General features: G+C 61.3%; 13 protein-coding genes. 8 read left to right on the top strand and 5 right to left on the bottom strand.

Translation table 11 applies throughout. The annotated features are described in order from the left end of the window. Positions 1-3 precede the first annotated feature (3 nt). Positions 4-513: a ProQ/FINO family protein gene (locus HDE75_RS15025; protein WP_183676923.1), complete on the bottom strand. Its 510-nt coding sequence runs from the start codon at positions 511-513 to the stop codon at positions 4-6. A 208-nt stretch (positions 514-721) separates the two neighbouring features. Here HDE75_RS15025 and HDE75_RS15020 point away from each other — a divergent pair, with 208 nt between their 5' ends. The 3 genes from HDE75_RS15020 (at position 722) to HDE75_RS15010 (ending at position 5,741) form a co-directional block, all read left to right on the top strand. Next, on the top strand, positions 722-1,516 hold the full coding sequence (locus tag HDE75_RS15020) for an alpha/beta fold hydrolase (protein ID WP_260174077.1): 795 nt from the start codon (positions 722-724) through the stop codon (positions 1,514-1,516). Positions 1,517-2,068: 552 nt separating this feature from the next. Next, positions 2,069-4,609: an RNA polymerase sigma factor RpoD gene (gene rpoD / locus HDE75_RS15015; protein WP_183676924.1), complete on the top strand. Its 2,541-nt coding sequence runs from the start codon at positions 2,069-2,071 to the stop codon at positions 4,607-4,609. Between the two features lie 142 nt (positions 4,610-4,751). Next, the gene (locus tag HDE75_RS15010; protein ID WP_183676925.1) at positions 4,752-5,741 is read left to right on the top strand and encodes a 2-dehydropantoate 2-reductase; all 990 of its coding nucleotides are present in this window, start codon (positions 4,752-4,754) and stop codon (positions 5,739-5,741) included. Positions 5,742-5,799: 58 nt separating this feature from the next. Here HDE75_RS15010 and HDE75_RS15005 read toward each other — a convergent pair whose 3' ends face one another. From HDE75_RS15005 to ppc, 3 genes are all read right to left on the bottom strand, one after another. Then, the gene (locus tag HDE75_RS15005) at positions 5,800-6,936 is read right to left on the bottom strand and encodes an HAF repeat-containing protein (protein WP_183676926.1); all 1,137 of its coding nucleotides are present in this window, start codon (positions 6,934-6,936) and stop codon (positions 5,800-5,802) included. Positions 6,937-7,049: 113 nt separating this feature from the next. Next, complete coding sequence (locus tag HDE75_RS15000) at positions 7,050-8,801, bottom strand: PAS domain-containing sensor histidine kinase (RefSeq protein ID WP_183676927.1); 1,752 nt, start codon at positions 8,799-8,801, stop codon at positions 7,050-7,052. A 186-nt stretch (positions 8,802-8,987) separates the two neighbouring features. Then, on the bottom strand, positions 8,988-11,834 hold the full coding sequence (ppc, locus tag HDE75_RS14995) for a phosphoenolpyruvate carboxylase (protein ID WP_183676928.1): 2,847 nt from the start codon (positions 11,832-11,834) through the stop codon (positions 8,988-8,990). A 265-nt stretch (positions 11,835-12,099) separates the two neighbouring features. Between ppc and hemC the strand changes: the two genes are divergently transcribed. The 5 genes from hemC (at position 12,100) to ppa (ending at position 16,923) form a co-directional block, all read left to right on the top strand. Then, entirely contained in the window at positions 12,100-13,080 is a 981-nt protein-coding gene (hemC, locus tag HDE75_RS14990) for a hydroxymethylbilane synthase (RefSeq protein WP_183677993.1), read from the top strand. Between the two features lie 4 nt (positions 13,081-13,084). Beyond that, entirely contained in the window at positions 13,085-13,876 is a 792-nt protein-coding gene (locus tag HDE75_RS14985; RefSeq protein WP_183677995.1) for a uroporphyrinogen-III synthase, read from the top strand. Further along, positions 13,873-15,036 carry a uroporphyrinogen-III C-methyltransferase gene (locus HDE75_RS14980; protein WP_183676929.1) on the top strand — a complete coding sequence of 388 codons (1,164 nt, stop codon included), beginning with the start codon at positions 13,873-13,875 and terminating at the stop codon, positions 15,034-15,036. The genes HDE75_RS14985 and HDE75_RS14980 overlap by 4 nt, the downstream gene beginning before the upstream one ends. 3 nt (positions 15,037-15,039) lie before the next feature. Beyond that, positions 15,040-16,236 (top strand): heme biosynthesis protein HemY, encoded by a 1,197-nt coding sequence (locus HDE75_RS14975; RefSeq protein WP_183676930.1) that lies wholly within the window; start codon positions 15,040-15,042, stop codon positions 16,234-16,236. Between the two features lie 138 nt (positions 16,237-16,374). Next, on the top strand, positions 16,375-16,923 hold the full coding sequence (ppa, locus tag HDE75_RS14970) for an inorganic diphosphatase (protein ID WP_183676931.1): 549 nt from the start codon (positions 16,375-16,377) through the stop codon (positions 16,921-16,923). Positions 16,924-16,994: 71 nt separating this feature from the next. Here the strand turns inward: ppa and HDE75_RS14965 are convergent, their stop codons facing one another. Next, a complete protein-coding gene (locus HDE75_RS14965; protein WP_183676932.1) occupies positions 16,995-17,846 on the bottom strand; it encodes an undecaprenyl-diphosphate phosphatase in 852 nt (283 codons plus the stop codon). Positions 17,847-17,867 lie beyond the last annotated feature (21 nt).

The following is a 17,867-nucleotide window of genomic DNA, read 5'->3' as shown; positions in this document are numbered from 1 at the left end:
GGATCAGCCTTTGCGCGAGAATTTCGCGGTCAGCTGGTTCAGCTTTTCAAGGCGCAAACGGTTCGCTTCTTCAGCGGCGGCTGCTTCGCGTTCGGCTTTCTTGCGGTCGGCTTCTTTCTTGAAGCGTTGCTGCAATACTTGCGTGGCGTGGTCGCGGTGGGTTTGCGTGACTTCCGCGCCGGCGGCGCCGTCGAGGTCGTAGCGCACCTTGGCCTTTTCCATCACGCGCAGGTAGCGCAGCGAACCGGTGTGGATGCCCAGCGCCGTGCGCATCAGCTTGCGGTCCAGCTCAGGCAGGCGGGCCAGGATCTGCTTGTCGATACCGATAGCCAGGGGAAGGCAATCGCGGAAAGGCGGGAATTGCTCCTGGAACTGTTTGAGCAAGGCGCGCGCGCTCAAGCCGGCAGGTGCGGCTGGCGCAGCAGCAGGTGTTGCAACTGCAGCAACTGCATCGGCTGGCGTGTCAGGAGTGGTGGCTTGCTGGTCTGGCGTGGAGCTGGTCATCGACTTCATGGGGTTAGGCTATAAAAGGGGAGCATAGCACGCGCCACAGGCAAGTGCATTGTCTTTTTTGGCAACTTGCACGAAAATCGCCGGCGCCGTCAAGTTGCATCAATCGCAGCTGGCCGCCGCTTGATGCGCCGCAAGCAAGCTGATCAATTGGCGGAGTAGCCTTGAAGCGGCGAAGTCAAAGCATGTCAATCAAACCAGGGAGCAAGCCATGAAGCGCAATCTGTGGAAGTCCGCCATGCGAATGCTGGTATGCGCGATAGCGCCGCTGCTGCTGGGTGCTTGCGCTGCGGGCCATGGCCCCGCGCCACGCTTGCCGACCAGCGTGGTGCTGGTGCATGGCGCCTGGGCCGACGGTTCGAGCTGGTCGCGCGTGATCCCGTTGTTGCAGCAGCGTGGCCTGACGGTGGTCGCGGTGCAATTGCAACGCGCCTCGCTGGAGCAGGATGCGCAGATCGTGCGCCGGGCCATCGCGATGCAAAGCGGCCAGGTGGTGCTGGCCGGGCATTCGTATGGTGGTGCAGTGATTACGCAAGCGGGCAGCGTGGAACAGGTCGCGGCGCTGGTATATGTGGCGGCGTTTGCACCCGGCGATGGCGAGTCGATCGCCGACATCACCAGCACCTACCCGCCCGGCGCCTGGCAAAGCGGCCTGGTCGCCGATTCCGCCGGCTATTTGTGGCTGAATCTGGAAACCTATGTGAGCCTGTTCGCGGCCGACTTCAGCCGGGCAGAAGCCGCGGTGTATCAAGCGACGCAGGGGCCGGTATTCCAGCATATCCTCCAGGACAAGGTCAGCAATGCAGCATGGAAGACCAAGCCGGCCTTCTGGGCCCTGAGCGGCAACGACCAGATTATCCCGACTGCCTTGCAGAGGCAGGAAGCGAGCCGCATCCATGCGCGCGTGACGCTGATCCCCGGCGCCAGCCACATATCGCTGCTATCACGGCCGAATGAAGTGGCGGCGGTGATCCTGGAGGCGGTGGCCAGCGTGAATGGGCGTTAAAGGCCTCAGCGATAGTGGGCGAACATGGAAGCGAGCCAGCATCGGATAAGGGGCAAATAAGCATCAAGCAAGCACCGGGCCAGCATAAAGCAGGGCGCGAAATACGGGAAATGTGTATAATGTCGGCTCGCCGTGATCATCAGGCCTTGTTTTTAAAGGTTTCGGTCATAGCTGAAGGGGATGGTAGCAAGGTCTTGTTGGAGCGCAATTATGAGTATTGTTGATATGCGGTATGTTGCTTATCAATTATCCAGATAAGGGCGTTTCATGCATAATCTTGCTCTCCGCTGTGTCTTCACTGAACAAGATTCAAGCCCGTTCTGGTACGGGCTTTTTTTCATTCCGCAATGTACATCGCTTATTTATCTGACCCGGCTTCGGCCCCGCTGCTCCTGTTTCTGGATGCGCGGGCCTTGAACGTTCCGATAAACAGGCGCCGCTGCCTTTAGACGGCAGCCGCAACAACACGCTCCATCGAGTCCGGTTTCGCAGGCTTAGGTGGGATCATTCACTTCGCGCCGACACCATCTGGTCTCGCATTAAGAGATATCTATGAAGAATACGCCAAAAACATTAACGTTGTCCGCCAAGGCTCCCCGTCCTGCTTCTGCGCAACTTGCCGTACCTAAAACGACTTTATCTTACTTCATCGATAATACGCAAGCGAATCCGGAAGCGCCTGCCACTACCCCGACCGTGGTCACGGTGGTGAAGAAGAGCCGTTCGCGCCTGGCCGTGCCGCCAGTGGACGCGGCGCCGGAAGCGCCTGCTGCCGCGCCTGCCGTTGAGGCGGTGGCTGAGGCTGCCGAAGCTGCGCCAGCGAAAGTGCCGAGCGTGAAAATCGCCCCGGGCGTCAAGGTCGCTGCAGCGCCACGTAAAGTGACCGAGAGCGCCGCCACCAACAAGGTCGTCACCGCTGCCCGCTCCAAAGTCGTGCGCGCCAAGGTTGAACCGGCGCCCGTGACCATCATCAGCGGTGCGCAAGTGGTCAGCAAGACCACCGACGCCGACGCCCTGGCCGCCATCGATACCTCGAACTATTTCCTGCCGACCGTCAAGGTACCAGGCCGCCGTGGCCGTAAGCCGAGCGAATTCACGCCGGAAAACGATGAAGTGGCAGCACTGAACGCCGTCGAACGCGCCGAACTGAAGGCCGTTTCGAAAGCGCGCGACCGCAAGGCCAAGGGCGGCATGGCCGATGCACTGGGCGATCCGGAAGCGTCCGCAGCGGATCTGGAACGCCGCCGCAAGCAAATCACGGGCTTGATCAATATGGGTAAGGAACGCGGCTTCCTGACCTATGCCGAGATCAATGACCAATTGCCAGAAAACATTATCGATCCGGAGGCGATCGAAGGCATCATCGCCACCTTCAACGACATGGGGATCGCCGTCTACGAGCGCGCCCCTGACGCGGAAAGCCTGTTGCTGACAGACAACGTCGCCACCGTCACCAGCGATGATGAAGTGGAAGCGGCTGCCGCCACCGCGCTGTCGACCGTCGACTCCGATTTTGGCCGCACCACCGACCCGGTGCGCATGTATATGCGTGAAATGGGCGCCGTGGCGCTGCTGACGCGCGAAGGCGAGATCGAAATCGCCAAGCGTATCGAAGGTGGCTTGAAAGACATGATCCAGGCGATTTCCGCTTGCCCGACCACCATCGGTGAAATCGTCGCCCTGTCGCAAAAAATCGCCCGCGACGAAGTCAAGGTCGATGAAGTGGTGGACGGCTTCGTCGACCTGAACGAAAGCACGGCGCCGGCGCCTGCCGCCGTCGCAGCGCCAACCACGGTGGGCGACGACGAGGAAGAGGAAGAAGAAGCCGAGGAAGAAGACGGCGACGCCAATGGCGGCGCGGCCGGTTTCTCGAGCGAACAACTGGCGCAACTGAAAAAGAATGCATTGGAGAAATTCAATGTCATTTCGACCCAGTACGACAAGATGCGCAAGGCGCCCGAGGGCTACAACTCGAAAGCCTACATCAAGGCGCAGGAAGCCATTTCCCAGGAATTGCTGGGCATCCGCTTCACCGCCAAGGTGGTGGAAAAGCTGTGCGACACCCTGCGTGGCCAGATGGAAGAAGTGCGCCATATCGAGCGCGCCGTGCTGGAGCTGTGCGTCAACAAATGCGGCATGCCGCGCGCCCACTTCATCAAAGTCTTCCCAGGCAATGAATGCGACCTGGAATGGGTCGACCGCGAAGTCGATTGCAAGTATCCGTACAGCGCCATCCTGAGCCGCAACGTGCCAGCCGTAAAAGAGCTGCAAAAGAAAATGATCGACCTGCAAGCCCGCGTGGCATTGCCGCTGGCTGACTTGCGCAAGATCAACAAGCAGATGGCTGCCGGCGAAAAGCGCGCCCGTCACGCCAAGCGCGAAATGACGGTCGCCAACTTGCGTCTGGTGATTTCGATTGCGAAGAAATACATCAACCGTGGCCTGCAATTCCTGGACCTGATCCAGGAAGGCAATATCGGCTTGCTGAAAGCGGTCGATAAATTCGAATACCGCCGCGGCTACAAGTTCTCGACCTACGCCACCTGGTGGATCCGCCAGGCGATCACGCGTTCGATCGCCGACATGGCCCGCACCATCCGCGTGCCGGTGCACATGATCGAAACGATCAACAAGATGAACCGCATCTCGCGCCAGATCATGCAGGAAACCGGCAGCGAGCCGGACCTGGCGACGTTGGCTGTCAAGATGGAAATGCCGGAAAACAAGGTGCGCGAGATCATGAAGATCGCCAAAGAGCCTATCTCCATGGAAACGCCGATGGGCGAAGATGGCGATTCGCAACTGGGCGACTTCATCGAAGACAACACCACCCTGGCGCCGCTGGACGCCGCACTGCACGCTTCGATGCGCAACGTGATCAAGGAAGTGCTGGACTCGCTGACCCCGCGCGAAGCGAAAGTGCTGCGCATGCGTTATGGCGTGGAAATGTCGAACGACCACACGCTGGAAGAGGTGGGCAAGCAATTCGACGTGACGCGCGAGCGTATCCGCCAGATCGAAGCGAAAGCCATGAGCAAGCTGCGCCAGCCTTCGCGTTCGGACAAGCTGAAAACTTTCCTGACGCAAAACTAAGCGTTATCCACAATGAGATGAACCAAAAAAGGAAGCTTCGGCTTCCTTTTTTTTGTGCCCGGATGAGTTACCATCCATTGGAAAATATTTTCCATATGCATTACTTTTTGTAATTATTGTAATATCAATCATTGGAGGTAGCATGAAGGTTTGTATCGTGGGCGCTGGCGCGATTGGCGGCTTTATCGGCGCCAGGCTGGCCGCTGCCGGGCAGTGTGACTTGAGCGTGGTGGCGCGCGGTGCGACCTTGGCGGCGCTGCAAACGCATGGCTGGCGTTTGCAGGAAGCGGGGAACTTGTTGCAGGCGCCGGCGCATGCGGTGGCCGATCCGGCCGAACTGGGCGTGCAAGACCTGGTAATCCTGGCCGTGAAGGGGCCGGCGCTGGCCGAGGTTGCCCGGCAAATCCAGCCGCTGCTGGGTCCCGATACCGTACTGTTGCCGGCAATGAATGGCGTGCCATGGTGGTTTGGCCACGGTGTGCCGGCGCTGGGATCGCAACCGCTTTCCAGCGTCGACCCGGACGGTGCGATCGGCGCCGCCTTGCCATTTGAAAACGTGCTCGGCTGTGTAGTGTATATGGCGACCTGGCTGGCGGAGCCTGGCCTGGTGATGCACAAGACGGGTAACAAGCTGGTGATCGGCGAGCCGGGCGGCGCATTATCAAAGCGCGCGCAGAAGGTGCAATCGCTGCTGGTCGGCGCCGGTATCGAGACGCCGCTGTCGGCCAATATCCGCTATGACGCCTGGTACAAGCTATGGGGCAACCTGACCATCAATCCGGTGTCGGCGATCACCGGCGCGACGGCCGACGTCGTGCTCGACGATGCGCTGGTCAGGGAGTTTTGCATCGCGGCGATGCGCGAGGCGGGAACCATCGGCCAGCAGATCGGCTGCGCGATCCCGGAAACGCCTGAGCACCGCAATCTGTTGACGCGCACCCTGGGCTCGTTCAAGACGTCGATGCTGCAAGATACCGAGGCTGGCCGGCCGCTCGAACTCGACAACATCGTCGGTGCGGTGCGTGAAATCGGCCAGCGGCTCGGTATCGCCACGCCGCATATCGATGCGCTGCTGGGTTTGACCCGCTTGTTTGCGCGGGTGCGCGGCTTGTATCCCGCGCAAGCCGCCTGATTCTATGTGAAGTGAACGCGCTGCGCATGCGTTATGGCGTGGATCTCCCGGCGGTTCCTTACAGCAAGCGCGTACGTTCGCCCAGCAAACCCACGCGGTGGTTGCGCTGCAGCTTATACAGCACTACGCCGCTGGCGCCGATGATGAAGGTGATCAGCAGCCAGTCGAGCGGGTTGCTGCGGTGCGGCGCCGGCGCTGCGTTCGACGGTACGGCGAAGGCCTGGAATTTATGGCCGGTGTAGATGGCGCCCACCACCAGGCCGGCGTCGGTGATCTTGTTGGTCAGGTACAGGCCGTCGTCGCGGCGGCGCACCGTCATCACGCCTTCCTTGTAGACAAAAGTCATCGGCTCGTAGCCATTGATGCTGACGCTGCCGACGATGTGGCCAGCCGCATTGACGGCCGTGGCGTAGCTGTCGCCCTGGCCTATCATGGCGCCCAGGTCGATCATGCGCTTGCCGTCATAGGCGAACGCGTGCCAGCGGCGTTTTGCCGTTTCCGAAGTGCCGACGATCAAGCCTGCATCATTGATGGCCGTGGCCGAACTGATGCGCCCGCCAGGCAGGGTGCCGATCTCTTGCATGCCCTCGCCGGGACGGTAGACGAAAGCGCGGCGGTAGCCATCGCCGCGCTGCGCCGTGCCAACTACCACGCCATGGTTGTTGACTCCGCTGGCGTAGCTGCTGTCGCCGCCTAGCGTGCCCAGGTCTTGCAGGCTGTGGTCAGCTTTCGTGACGAAGGCGTGGTAATCGCCGTTGCTGGTATCGGCATAACCGGCCACCCGGCCATCTTGCGTGATGGCTGTGGCATAGCTGTTGTTGCCGCCCAGTGTGCCCAGGTCGCGCATGCCGCTTGCGTTCTCATAGCGGAAGGCGTGCCAGGCGCCGCTGGCTGTCTGTGACGAGCCGACCACCACGCCATGGGAATTGATGGCCTTGGTGAAACCTTCGTCGCCCCCCAAGGTGCCCAGTTCGCGGATCTGTCCGTTTTGGTACAGTACGGCGCGGCGCCGTCCTGCTTCCTCCGTGATGATGCCTGCCACCAGCCCGGCCGGATTCAGGTCGGAAGCGATGCTGCCATTGCCGTCTTTTTCGCCGAAACCATGTTCGGCGTAAATAGTGGCGCTGGCCAGAGGGGCCGCAGATAACAGCAGCAGGAGCAAGGTGGCGGACAGGCGGGAGGCAGGTGGCTTCATGGTAGTTTCCACAGAGAAAAAACTTACTATACTTTTTTGTGGTGCAAAAAAATACACATTTTGTAACTATTTTAAATAATGTTGTTGTTTGGCTTCGGCCCGGATTTTCAGCCTCAGGCCTGGCTGGCGGCGGCCAGCGGCACACGGATCGCCAGTGCCGTGCCCTGACCCGGCTGGCTGTCGATCTGCATCTCGCCACCCATGGCCTGCACCCGTTCGCGTATGCTTTTCAGGCCGAAGGCGCAGCGCTTGCCATGGTCACCGGGCCGCATGCCGACGCCGTTGTCGCTGATGCGCAGCGCGATATGCCCGGCTTCCTGCGCCAGCACCACTTCCACTTCGCTCGCTTGCGCATGGCGCACGATGTTCGACAGCGATTCCTGCAGCACGCGGAAGATGGCCGAGGTCTGGCGCTGGTTCAGGCCCAGGTCGGGCGCCTCGCTATCGACCGCCAGCCGGTAGCGGATGGGCCCGCGCGCCTCCATCTGCCGCAGCAGCCATTCGATGGCAGGCGCCAGGCCTAGTTCCAGGGTGCTCGGGTGCAAGTCATTGATGATGGTGCGCACGGAACGGATGGTGGTGTCGATGGTGTCGAGCACGCGCTGGGCATGGCGGTGCAGGCGCGGATGGGTGGTGGCGGTGCGCGCGTGCAGCAGCGAGACATCGATGCGCAGCGCCATCAGGTTTTGGCCCAGGTCGTCATGAATGTCGAGCGCGATGCGGCGCCGTTCCTCTTCCTTGATGGTTTGCTGGTGGTCGGACAGTTCGCGCAGCTGCGCCAGTGATTGGCGCAGGTTTTCCTCGTTGCGCTTGCTGTCGGTAATGTCGATCGCCATGGCGATGATCATCTGCGGCAAGCCGTCCGCATCGAAGACGGGTTTCTTGTGCGTTTGCACCAGGCGGTTCTCTTGCAACTGGGCATTCCATACCAGTTCTTCAAGGATCACCAGGCGCCGGCTGGCGAACGCTTCCTGGTCGCCCGCCCTGAACCCCGCATTTTGTTCAGCGGGAAAATGCTGCCAGATACGTTCTCCGGCCACCTGCTCAAAGCGCACGCCCCATTGCTGTTCGCAGGCATGGTTCATCATCAGCAGGCCCGAGTCCGCTCCTTTCAGGAACAGCGACAGCGGCATCATCGAGATGATGTCCTGCATGCGTTCTTCACTGAACGCCAGCGCCGTTTCCGTGCGCGCATGCATGGCGACTTCGGCGGACAGGCGGGAATTGGCGTCCTGCAATTGGGCCGTGCGCAGGGCCACGCGGCTTTCCAGCTCCGCATGGGCTTGCTCCAATGCCTGCTCGGCACGCTTGCGTGCACTGATATCATTGGCCAGCATCAGGGACCCCGTCAGCACGCCATGCTGGTCGTACAAGCGTCGCCCGCTGACCATGGCCCAACGTTCCGTCCCATCCGTGTGCAGGTAATGCAGTTCCCCCATGCAGCTTTGCCCGGCTTCACGCCATAGCGGGCACAAACGCCGCCGCGTGGCTTCATCGTGGAAGTTGCTGGCGTTCTGGCCCAGTAATTGCTCCACGGGGATGCCCAGCATATCGCTCATGCGCTCGTTGATGTCGAGGATGATGCCAAGCGGATCGGTGCGCCACATGCCGTCTTGCGCCGTTTCGGCCAGGTCCCGGTAGCGCAGCACGCTGGGGTCGAGCTGCTGGCGGGTGGCGGCATGATGGGCGCGCAGCTTGCGCATCATCCAGATGCTGGCAGTGGCGAGTAATGCCAGCAGCAGGGCCAGGCCCATCTGCTGCCAGGGGTGGAAGCGGTGCCAGGCGATGCCGGCGAGCCAGCTCAGCAAGATCAGAAGCAGGGCGGCGCAAGCCGCACTCAGCGTTTCAATCGACCATTTGCTCATGCGCGTCCCTGGCGTCCTGGTTGGCCTTTGTGCGCAGTTTTTGGGCGCTGGAGGCGGTGGAACGCCTAGTGTAGCGCCAAATTGTTGCCTTATTGAGAATATTTTTTCAATAGAAAACGGATATGAAAAAAGGCTGGCGCCCCTGCGCCAGCCCTGTCATGTTGTCCCGCGTGGTGCCTCAGTTTGTCAGCCGGTGTTGCGCAAGCCGGCCGCCACGCCATTGATCGACAACTGGATGCCGCGGTGCACGCGTTCGTCGATCTTGTTTTCGCTCGACAAGGCGCGGTTGCGCTTGATCAATTCCACCTGCAAGTGGTTCAGCGGGTCGAGATAAGCGAAGCGGTTCTGGATGGAACGGGCCAGCAGCGGATTGCCGGCCAGCCGCTCCGTGTTGCCGGTGATCAGTTCCAGGCACTGCAAGGTATTGCCGTGCTCGTCCGTGATGCGCTTGTAGATGCGTTCGCGCAAATCCTTGTCCGCTACCAGTTCCGCATAGCGCGAGGCGATCGCCAGGTCGGTCTTGGCCAGCACCATATCCATGTTCGACAGCAGGGTGGCGAAGAATGGCCATTCGGCATACATGGCGCGCAGGGTGGCGATTTTTTCATCTTTGCTGCCGCCAGGACTGTTAATCCACGCATCGATGGCGCTGCCGAAACCGAACCAGCCCGGCAGCAGCAAACGGCACTGGCCCCAGGAAAAGCCCCAGGGAATGGCGCGCAAGTCTTCGATGCGCTGGTTGGCCTTGCGCGAGGCGGGCCGCGAACCGAGGTTGAGCTCAGCAATTTCCGCGATCGGCGTGGCGGCAAAGAAATACTCGGTGAAACCCGGCGTTTCATACACCAGGTGGCGGTAGGCGTGGTAAGCCAGGTCTGACAATTCCGCCATGACGGTTTCAAAGCGGTCCAGCTGGCTGGTCGCGGCCGGATTGGCTGCCTGTGGTGCCAGGCTCGCTTCCAGGGTAGCGGCCACCAGCAATTCCAGGTTGCGCCGGCCGATTTCCGCATTGGAAAACTTCGAGGCGATGATTTCGCCCTGCTCCGTCAGCCGGATCTGGCCGTTGACGGTGCCCGGCGGCTGGGCCAGGATCGCTTCATAGCTGGGGCCGCCGCCGCGGCCCACCGTGCCGCCCCGGCCATGGAACAAACGCAGCTTGACGTCGGCTTTTTGGAAATCCGCCACCAGCGCCAGTTCCGCCTTGTATAACTCCCAGTTCGAGGTCAGGAAACCGCCATCCTTGTTGGAATCGGAATAACCGAGCATGACTTCCTGCAGCTGCCCTTGTTTGGCGATCAGTTGTTTGATCAGCGGCAAGGCCATGGCGCGGCCCATGATGCCAGACGCGCGCTGCAGGTCGGGGATGGTTTCAAACAGGGGGATCACCATCAATTCACACGTGCTGTCGCCGTCGCCACCGTTGCTCCAGTCCGTGCGCAGTAAGCCGGTTTCTTTTTGCAGCAGCAACACTTCCAGCAAGTCGGACACGGTTTCCGTGTGCGAAATGATGTAGTTGCGGATCGCCCGCTCGCCGTAGCGCCGGCGGATATCGCCTGCCGCGCGCAGGATCGCCAGTTCCGAATTGGTTTCGTCGCGGTAAGTGATAAACGGCGAATACAGCAAACGCGGCTGTGCCAGTTCATGCAGCAGCAGCGCCTCGCGCTCTTCTTCGGGCAGCGCTGCATAGTCCGCTTCCACGCCGCTCTGGGCGAACAGGTCAGCGAGCACGCGTTCGTGCACGTCCGAGGTTTGCCGCATGTCCAGCGAGGCCAGGTGGAAGCCGAAGATATCGGCCGCCCGCGCCAGAGTGGCCAGGCGCGGGCGCACCAGCGCCTTGCCGTGGTGCGCTTCCAGTGAGTCGATAATGATTTGCAGGTCGGCCGCAAACGCGGGCGCGTCCGGGTAGGGCGCGGCCGGCCCGACTTCCTTGCGCAGGATATTGGTCGCGCCCAGGGCGCGGGCGGTGGCGGCCAGGCGCGCGTACACGCCGATCAGGGCGCGCCGGTACGGTTCGTCGCTGCGGTGCGGCGACGCGTCGGGCGACTGGTCGGCCAGCGCTTGCAATTCGGTGCTGACGCCCGTCATCAGGGTCGATACGGATAGCTCGGCGCCCAGGGTATGGATTTCATCGAGGTAAAAATCGAGGATGGTGGTGGCGTGGCGGGCCAGCGCGTGCTGCATGGTGCCCGCGTTGACGTTCGGGTTGCCGTCGCGGTCGCCGCCTATCCAGCTGCCCATCTGCACGTAGGCGCTCTTTATGGGGGTGATGGTGCCGTCGCCATTTGGATATTCGCTGGCGATGTCATCCTCGATGTCATCGTAGAGGCCAGGCAGTTCGCGTAAAAAGGTGATGCGGTAATACGACAGGGCATTTTCAATTTCATCGGCCACCGTCAGCTTGGAATAGCGCAGCATGCGCGTTTGCCATAAAGTCGCCACGCGTGAACGCAGCAGCTGCAGCTTGGCCTGGCGTTCTTTTGGCGTCAGCGGCAAGTCGCGTTCGGCCAGCAGGCGGGCGATATCGTGCTCGGCGTCGAGGATGCTCTTGCGCTGCACTTCGGTCGGGTGGGCCGTCAGCACGGGCGCGATCAGGGCATCCTTGAAGAAAGTATCGACGGCGGCGCGCGGCACGCCGGCCAAACGCAATTTTTTCAGGGCAAAGCTGACGCTGCCTTTTTGCGCCATGGAGCCGGCCAGCAGATGGGCGCGCCGGCGGCGAATGCGGTGCTGGTCTTCGGCAATATTGGCCAGGTGCGAAAAATAGGAAAAAGCGCGCACCACGGAAATGGTTTGCTCGCGGCTCAGCGCCTTGAGCATGCCATCGAGTTCCAGTGCTGCGCTGGCGTCGGCTTCACGCCGGAAGCGCACGGAAGTCTGGCGTATGGTTTCGACTACCTCGAAGACGGCGTCGCCTTCCTGTTCGCGCAGCACGTCGCCCAGCAGGCGGCCCAGCAGGCGGATATCTTCTTTCAGTGGCGCGTCCTTGTCGGGACTGCTCACGGGAACTATTTCTGGTGCATGTGCGTCGTTGGACATAAATAGGGACCAAAGTTAGTGAAGAAAACTGTGTGTGAAAGCAAGGGAATGGCAACTGCCAGGGCGTTTAGCCATTCGGGGAGGGGGCCGCATGATAAAATTTGTGGCCTGCAGCATGGGTAGCAGCGATACAGCGACGGCAGGCGCGCGGCCATCGGCCAGATAACTGACAATGAGTTGACCATGAGTTGACCATGCATGGGCCCGTGCTGCGCTTTGCGGTACAACAACGACAGCGAAAGAACTTGTTTTGAAAGCATCCGAATTGACCCCGAATATTCCTTCCCGGCTGGTAATCGCCTCACGCGAGAGCCGTCTTGCCATGTGGCAGGCTGAACATGTGCGCGACCGTCTGTCTGCATTATATCCACAGTGTAGCGTCGAAATTCTCGGCATGACCACCCGTGGTGACCAGATCCTGGACCGCGCCCTGTCCAAGGTAGGCGGCAAGGGCTTGTTCGTCAAGGAGCTGGAAGTGGCGATGGCCGATGGCCGCGCCGACCTGGCCGTGCATTGCCTGAAAGATTTGCCGATGGACTTGCCCGAGGGTTATAGCCTGGCGGCGATCCTGGAGCGCGAAGACCCGCGCGATGCTTTTATTTCCAACGATTACGCCAGCCTGGACGAGTTGCCGCATGGCGCCGTGGTCGGCACCAGCAGCCTGCGCCGCCAGGCCCTGATTGCGGCCCGTTATCCGCACCTGACCATTTTGCCCCTGCGCGGCAACCTCGATACGCGTTTGGGCAAGCTGGACCGTGGCGATTATGCCGCCATCATCCTGGCCGCCGCCGGCCTGAACCGCCTGGGCCTGGCTGCCCGCATCCGCAGCGTGCTGTCGCCAGAGCTGAGCTTGCCAGCCGCCGGTCAGGGCACCCTGGCGATTGAAATCATGGGCGAGCGGCATGACGGCGTCGACCTGCAGCGTTTGCTGGCGCCGCTGAACGACGTTGCCACGGCCCAGGTGTCGCTGGCTGAACGCAAGGTGTCGCGCATTTTTGGCGGTAGCTGCCAGATTCCGCTGGCCGCCTACGCCACGATCAACGGCGAGCAGATGCATTTGCGCGCCATGGTCGCCACGCCGGATGGCCAGCGCATGGCCAGTGCCGAGGTGAGCGGCGCCGCCAGCGACCCCGAAGCCTTGGGCGAGCAGGCAGCACAATTGCTGCGCCAGCAAGATGCGGCTGGCATCCTGGCCTCTTGCGCCGTCACGCCAGACAACCACGAAGGACTCGCGCCGCATGCCTGATCGCATGATCGACAGCGTGGTGATTACGCGGCCCGCCGCGCAATCGGGGCCGCTGGCCGCGCAGGTGGCGGCACTGGGTTTGCCCGTGACCTTGCTGCCCTTGCTGGAAATCCATGCGCTCACAGGCCTGGAAGAAAAGGCCCAAATGGCGGCCACCCTGGCATCGCTGTCTGATTATGATCTGGTGACGTTTGTGTCACCGAACGCCATCGATTGCGTGTTTGCGCAATTGCCAGCCTGGCCGGCGGGCTTGCCGATTGCCGTGGTGGGCGAGGGCAGCCGGTTGGCGCTGGCCGCGCATGGTGTCACGGATGCCAATGCCAGCATCACCAGTCCGGCAGACGCGACGCGCAGCGATTCCGAACATTTGCTGCTGGCGCTGGATTTGCCAGCCTTGCGCGGCAAGCGCGTGCTGATCGTGCGTGGCGACGGCGGCCGCGATTTTCTGGCCGATGGCTTGCGTGCAGCGGGTGCTGAGGTGCACTTTATTACCGCTTACCGGCGCGCCGTGCCGGCGTTGACGCCGGCCTTGCAAGCGACCCTGGAACAGCTGTTACAGCATCATCATGACTGGATCATTACCAGTTCGGAAGCGTTGCGCGGTTTGCTGCAACTGCTCGATGTATTGCGCCAACAAGCAGGGAATGATGGTATTGTTGTGAGAATGCAACAGCAGCATCTGATCGTGCCACACGCCCGCATTGCACAAACGGCGGCCGGGCTAGGGTTTGCCCACGTCACCTTGACAGGATCTGGCGACGCAGGTGTGCTCGCCGCGTTACAATCACGACCATGAACGAAATGCCTACTCACTCCGAACCGAATCCAACGCCAGAGAGCGCCGTGAAGACGACGCCGCAGGCAGCCGAGCAAGCTGCTGCTGGTCCGTCCAAGCAGGGTGGTCCCACGCTGGTCGAACAATTGCAAAAGCCCACCAGCATCGCCTTGATTGTCCTGGCCGTGCTGCTGGCTGCACAAAGCTGGTCGTCCAGCAACAAGATCCATAATCTGCGCGAAGAAGTGGCCAAGCGCCTGCAAAAAGGCGATGTCAGCAATGCCGAAACCGGCGTGCTGGCGCGCACCGTGCAAGAGGGCACGAAAGAGTTGCAGATCAAGGTGGGAGCGCTGGAAAACCGCCAGAGCGAAACGCAAAGCCAGCAACTGGCCTTGGAGCAACTGTATAACGACTTGTCGAAGAACCGCGACGAGTGGGCGCTGACCGAGATCGAACAAGTGCTGTCGACCGCCAGCCAGCAGCTGCAACTGGCCGGCAACGTGCCCGGCGCGCTGATCGCGCTGCAAAATGCCGACCGCAGCCTGTCGCGTTCGGACAAGCCACAATTCATTACCATCCGCCGCGCAATTGGCCGCGACATGGAAAAACTCAAGGCCTTGCCTAGCGTCGATTCGACCGGCGTGGCGCTACGCCTGGACGCCGTGATCGCCCAGATCGACGCCTTGCCGATGCTCTCCGACGAAAAGCCGGCCTTGCCGGCCGCGCCGGAAAAAGCGGGCAAGGGCAAAACAGTGAAAAATGCTGCCGGTAAGCTGGTCGGTCCTCCGGCGCCGGAACCGCTGCTGCAATCGGTGCGCGATGGCTGGAATACCTGGAGCGGCGACATGTGGAACGATGTGCGCCAGCTGATCCGCATCCGCCGCGTCGATACGCCGGACGCGCTGATGCTGTCGCCGTCGGAAGCGTATTTCCTGCGTGAAAACGTCAAGCTGCGCCTGCTGAACGCCCGCATGGCCTTGTTGTCGCGCAATGAAACCGCTTTCAGAAGCGACTTGATCGCGGCCCAGGATGCGCTGGCCAAGTATTTCGATACGCGCGCCAAGGCCACGCAAACAGCGCAAGGTTTGCTGCGCCAGGTGCAGGCGAGCAATCTGGCCATCGATATGCCGACCTTGTCCGACAGCCTGACCGCTGTGCGCAACTACAAAGCGAAGTCCTAAGTCATGCGTTTATTTCTCTGGCTACTCGCCCTGATGGCCGCGGCGATCGGTATCGCCGTGACGGCCCGTTTTAATCCCGGCAACGTGGTGCTGTTTTATCCACCGTACCGGGTAGACCTGTCGCTCAATTTCTTTGTGCTGCTGCAAGTATTGCTGTTCGTCTTGCTGTATCTGCTGGTGCGCGCCGTGCGCGCCACCGTGCGCATGCCGGCGCAAGTGGCCGCTTACCGCTACCGCAAGCGTGAGCGCGACAGCAACAAGGGCTTGCGCGAAGCCTTGAAAGCCCTGTTCGAAGGCCGTTTCGGCCATGCTGAAAAAGCCGCGCTGCGGGCTGCCGAACTCGATGAAAACGCTGGCCTGGCTGCGCTGATCGGCGCACGCGCCGCGCACCGCATGCGCCAGTCCGAACGCCGCGACAGCTGGCTGGCTCGCGTCGAAGGCGACAACAGCCTGAAAACAGCACGCTTGATGACGGTGACCGAATTGCTGGTCGACGATCATCAGCCGGAAGCTGCGCTGGCCGCCGTGCGCGAATTGAATGCCAGCGGCACGCGCCATATCCACGCGCTGCAATGGTCGCTGAAGGCTGAGCAGCAAGCGAAGAACTGGCCGGAAGTGCTGCGCCTGGTGCGCTCGCTCGACAAGCACCGCGCCCTGCATCCGGCGCTGTCGTCGCGTTTGCGTGAATTGTCTTATGACCATTTGCTGTCCGACCCCACGCACGACGCCGAGTCGCTGATGCGCGTCTGGTCCACCGTGCCCACCACCGACCGCGTCAAACCGTTCATCGCCTGCCGCGCCGCCACCGCCTTGAATACGCGTGGCTTGCACGATGAAGCGCGCCTGGTCTGCGAAGAATCGCTGGCTGCCGACTGGGATGAGCGCGTGGTGCGCGCCTACCGCGAAGCGGCCGCGCCTGCTGGCTCGGCCGCCTTGCTGCTGCAGATCGAGCATTGCGAACAGTGGCTGAAACAGCGTCCGCTCGATGCAGAACTGGCCCTGACCCTGGGTGCCTTGTGCCTGCGTCAAAAACTGTGGGGCAAGGCCCAGCGCCACCTGGAGCAAGCTTTGTCGGACGCCAACGATCCGCATATGGTGCGCGATGCGCATCTGAAGCTGGCGCAGATGCATGACGCCTTGCAGCAGACCGAACAGGCTGCCACGCATTATCGGCAGTGCGCCTTGGCAACAATTCTCTAAAGAACCAGTCGCCAAATAAAAAAAGAGTTCGCTTTTGACAAGAAAGCGGACTCTTTTTTATGTGCTGCGGCGCACAAGCCGGGCCGAGTTCTCTATAATTACGCCGTTACAATACAATCCGCACAATGAGGAAACCCCATGAGTTTGAATAACGTCTCTTCCGGCCGCGACTTGCCGAACGATTTCAACGTCGTCATTGAAATCCCGATGAACGCCGATCCGATCAAGTATGAAGTCGACAAGGAATCGGGCGCGATCTTCGTTGACCGCTTCATGGGCACCGCCATGCACTATCCGTGCAACTACGGCTATGTACCAAACACCCTGTCCGACGACGGCGACCCGGTCGACGTGCTGGTTATCACCCCATTCCCGCTGATCCCGGGCGTGGTGGTGCGCTGCCGTCCTATCGGCGTGCTGAAAATGACCGATGAGTCGGGCGAAGACGCAAAAGTGCTGGCCGTGCCAGTCGACAAAGTGTTGTCGATCTACAGCCACTGGCAAAAGCCGGAAGATCTGAATGAACTGCGCTTGCGCCAGATCCAGCACTTCTTCGAGCACTACAAAGACCTGGAAAAAGGTAAATGGGTCAAGATCGACGGCTGGTATGGTCCGGAAGAAGCGAAAGCGGAAATCCTGAACGGCGTTGCTTCCTACAAGAAAGATGCTGAAAAGTCGGCATCCTAAGTAGCAAGCGCCCAATAAAAAGCGCCCCCAGCCGTCATGGCTGGGGGCGCTTTTTTATGTCTGGGCGTCAATCAATGCGCTGAAATGATACCCATATTCAGCAAGGCGATCACGACGAAACCCAGCACCACGCGGTAGGCCACGAAAGGCCAGTAGCCGCGGCTGCTGACGATGCGCAGGAATACCATGATCACGCCGTAGCCGACAAAGAAGGCGATGACGGTGGCCAGCGCGGTTGGGCCGGCCGCCACAGGGCCAGCCACGCCCCAGCTCTTGTAGAGCTGGTAAAAGCCGGAAGCGACCACTGCCGGGATGGCCAGCAGGAAGGAATAACGGGCCGCCGCTTCGCGCGTGTAACCCATCATCAGGCCTGCCGTGATGGTGCCGCCCGAACGCGATACACCAGGGATCAGCGCCATCGCCTGGGCGAAGCCAAAGATGATGCCATCGCGCCAGCGCATGCGCGACAACGGCAGCGCATGTTTGCCATAGCGGTCAGCCGCGCCCAGGATCAGGCCGAAGACGATCAGCATGGTGGCCGTCAGGTACAGATTGCGCAGATAGGTTTCGATGGCGTGCTGGAAGACCAGGCCCAGGATGGCGATCGGCAAGGAGCCGATAATTACCAGCCAGCCCAGACGGGCATCGGGATTAGCCTTGGCAGCGGCGCTGGCGCCCGTGCCGGGCAGGGCGGCAAACCAGGCCAGGGCGATGCGCAAAATATCCTTACGAAAATAAATCAGCACGGCCAGTTCGGTGCCGATCTGCGTGATGGCGGTGAAGGCCGCGCCAGGGTCGGTGCCGGATGGCAAGAAAGGGCCTAGGATGCGCAAGTGCGCGCTGGAAGAGACGGGAAGGAATTCGGTAATCCCTTGCAGCAGTCCCAGCAGGGCGGCTTCCCACCAGCTGATCACGCCCGTCATGCCAGGCTCCCGTGACGCGCC

It is taken from the genome of Janthinobacterium silvisoli (genome assembly GCF_014200725.1).
Classification (GTDB): Bacteria; Pseudomonadota; Gammaproteobacteria; order Burkholderiales; family Burkholderiaceae_D; genus Janthinobacterium.
Note: the sequence above shows the minus strand (reverse complement) of the source record. Positions and strands in the feature narration are given on the sequence as shown.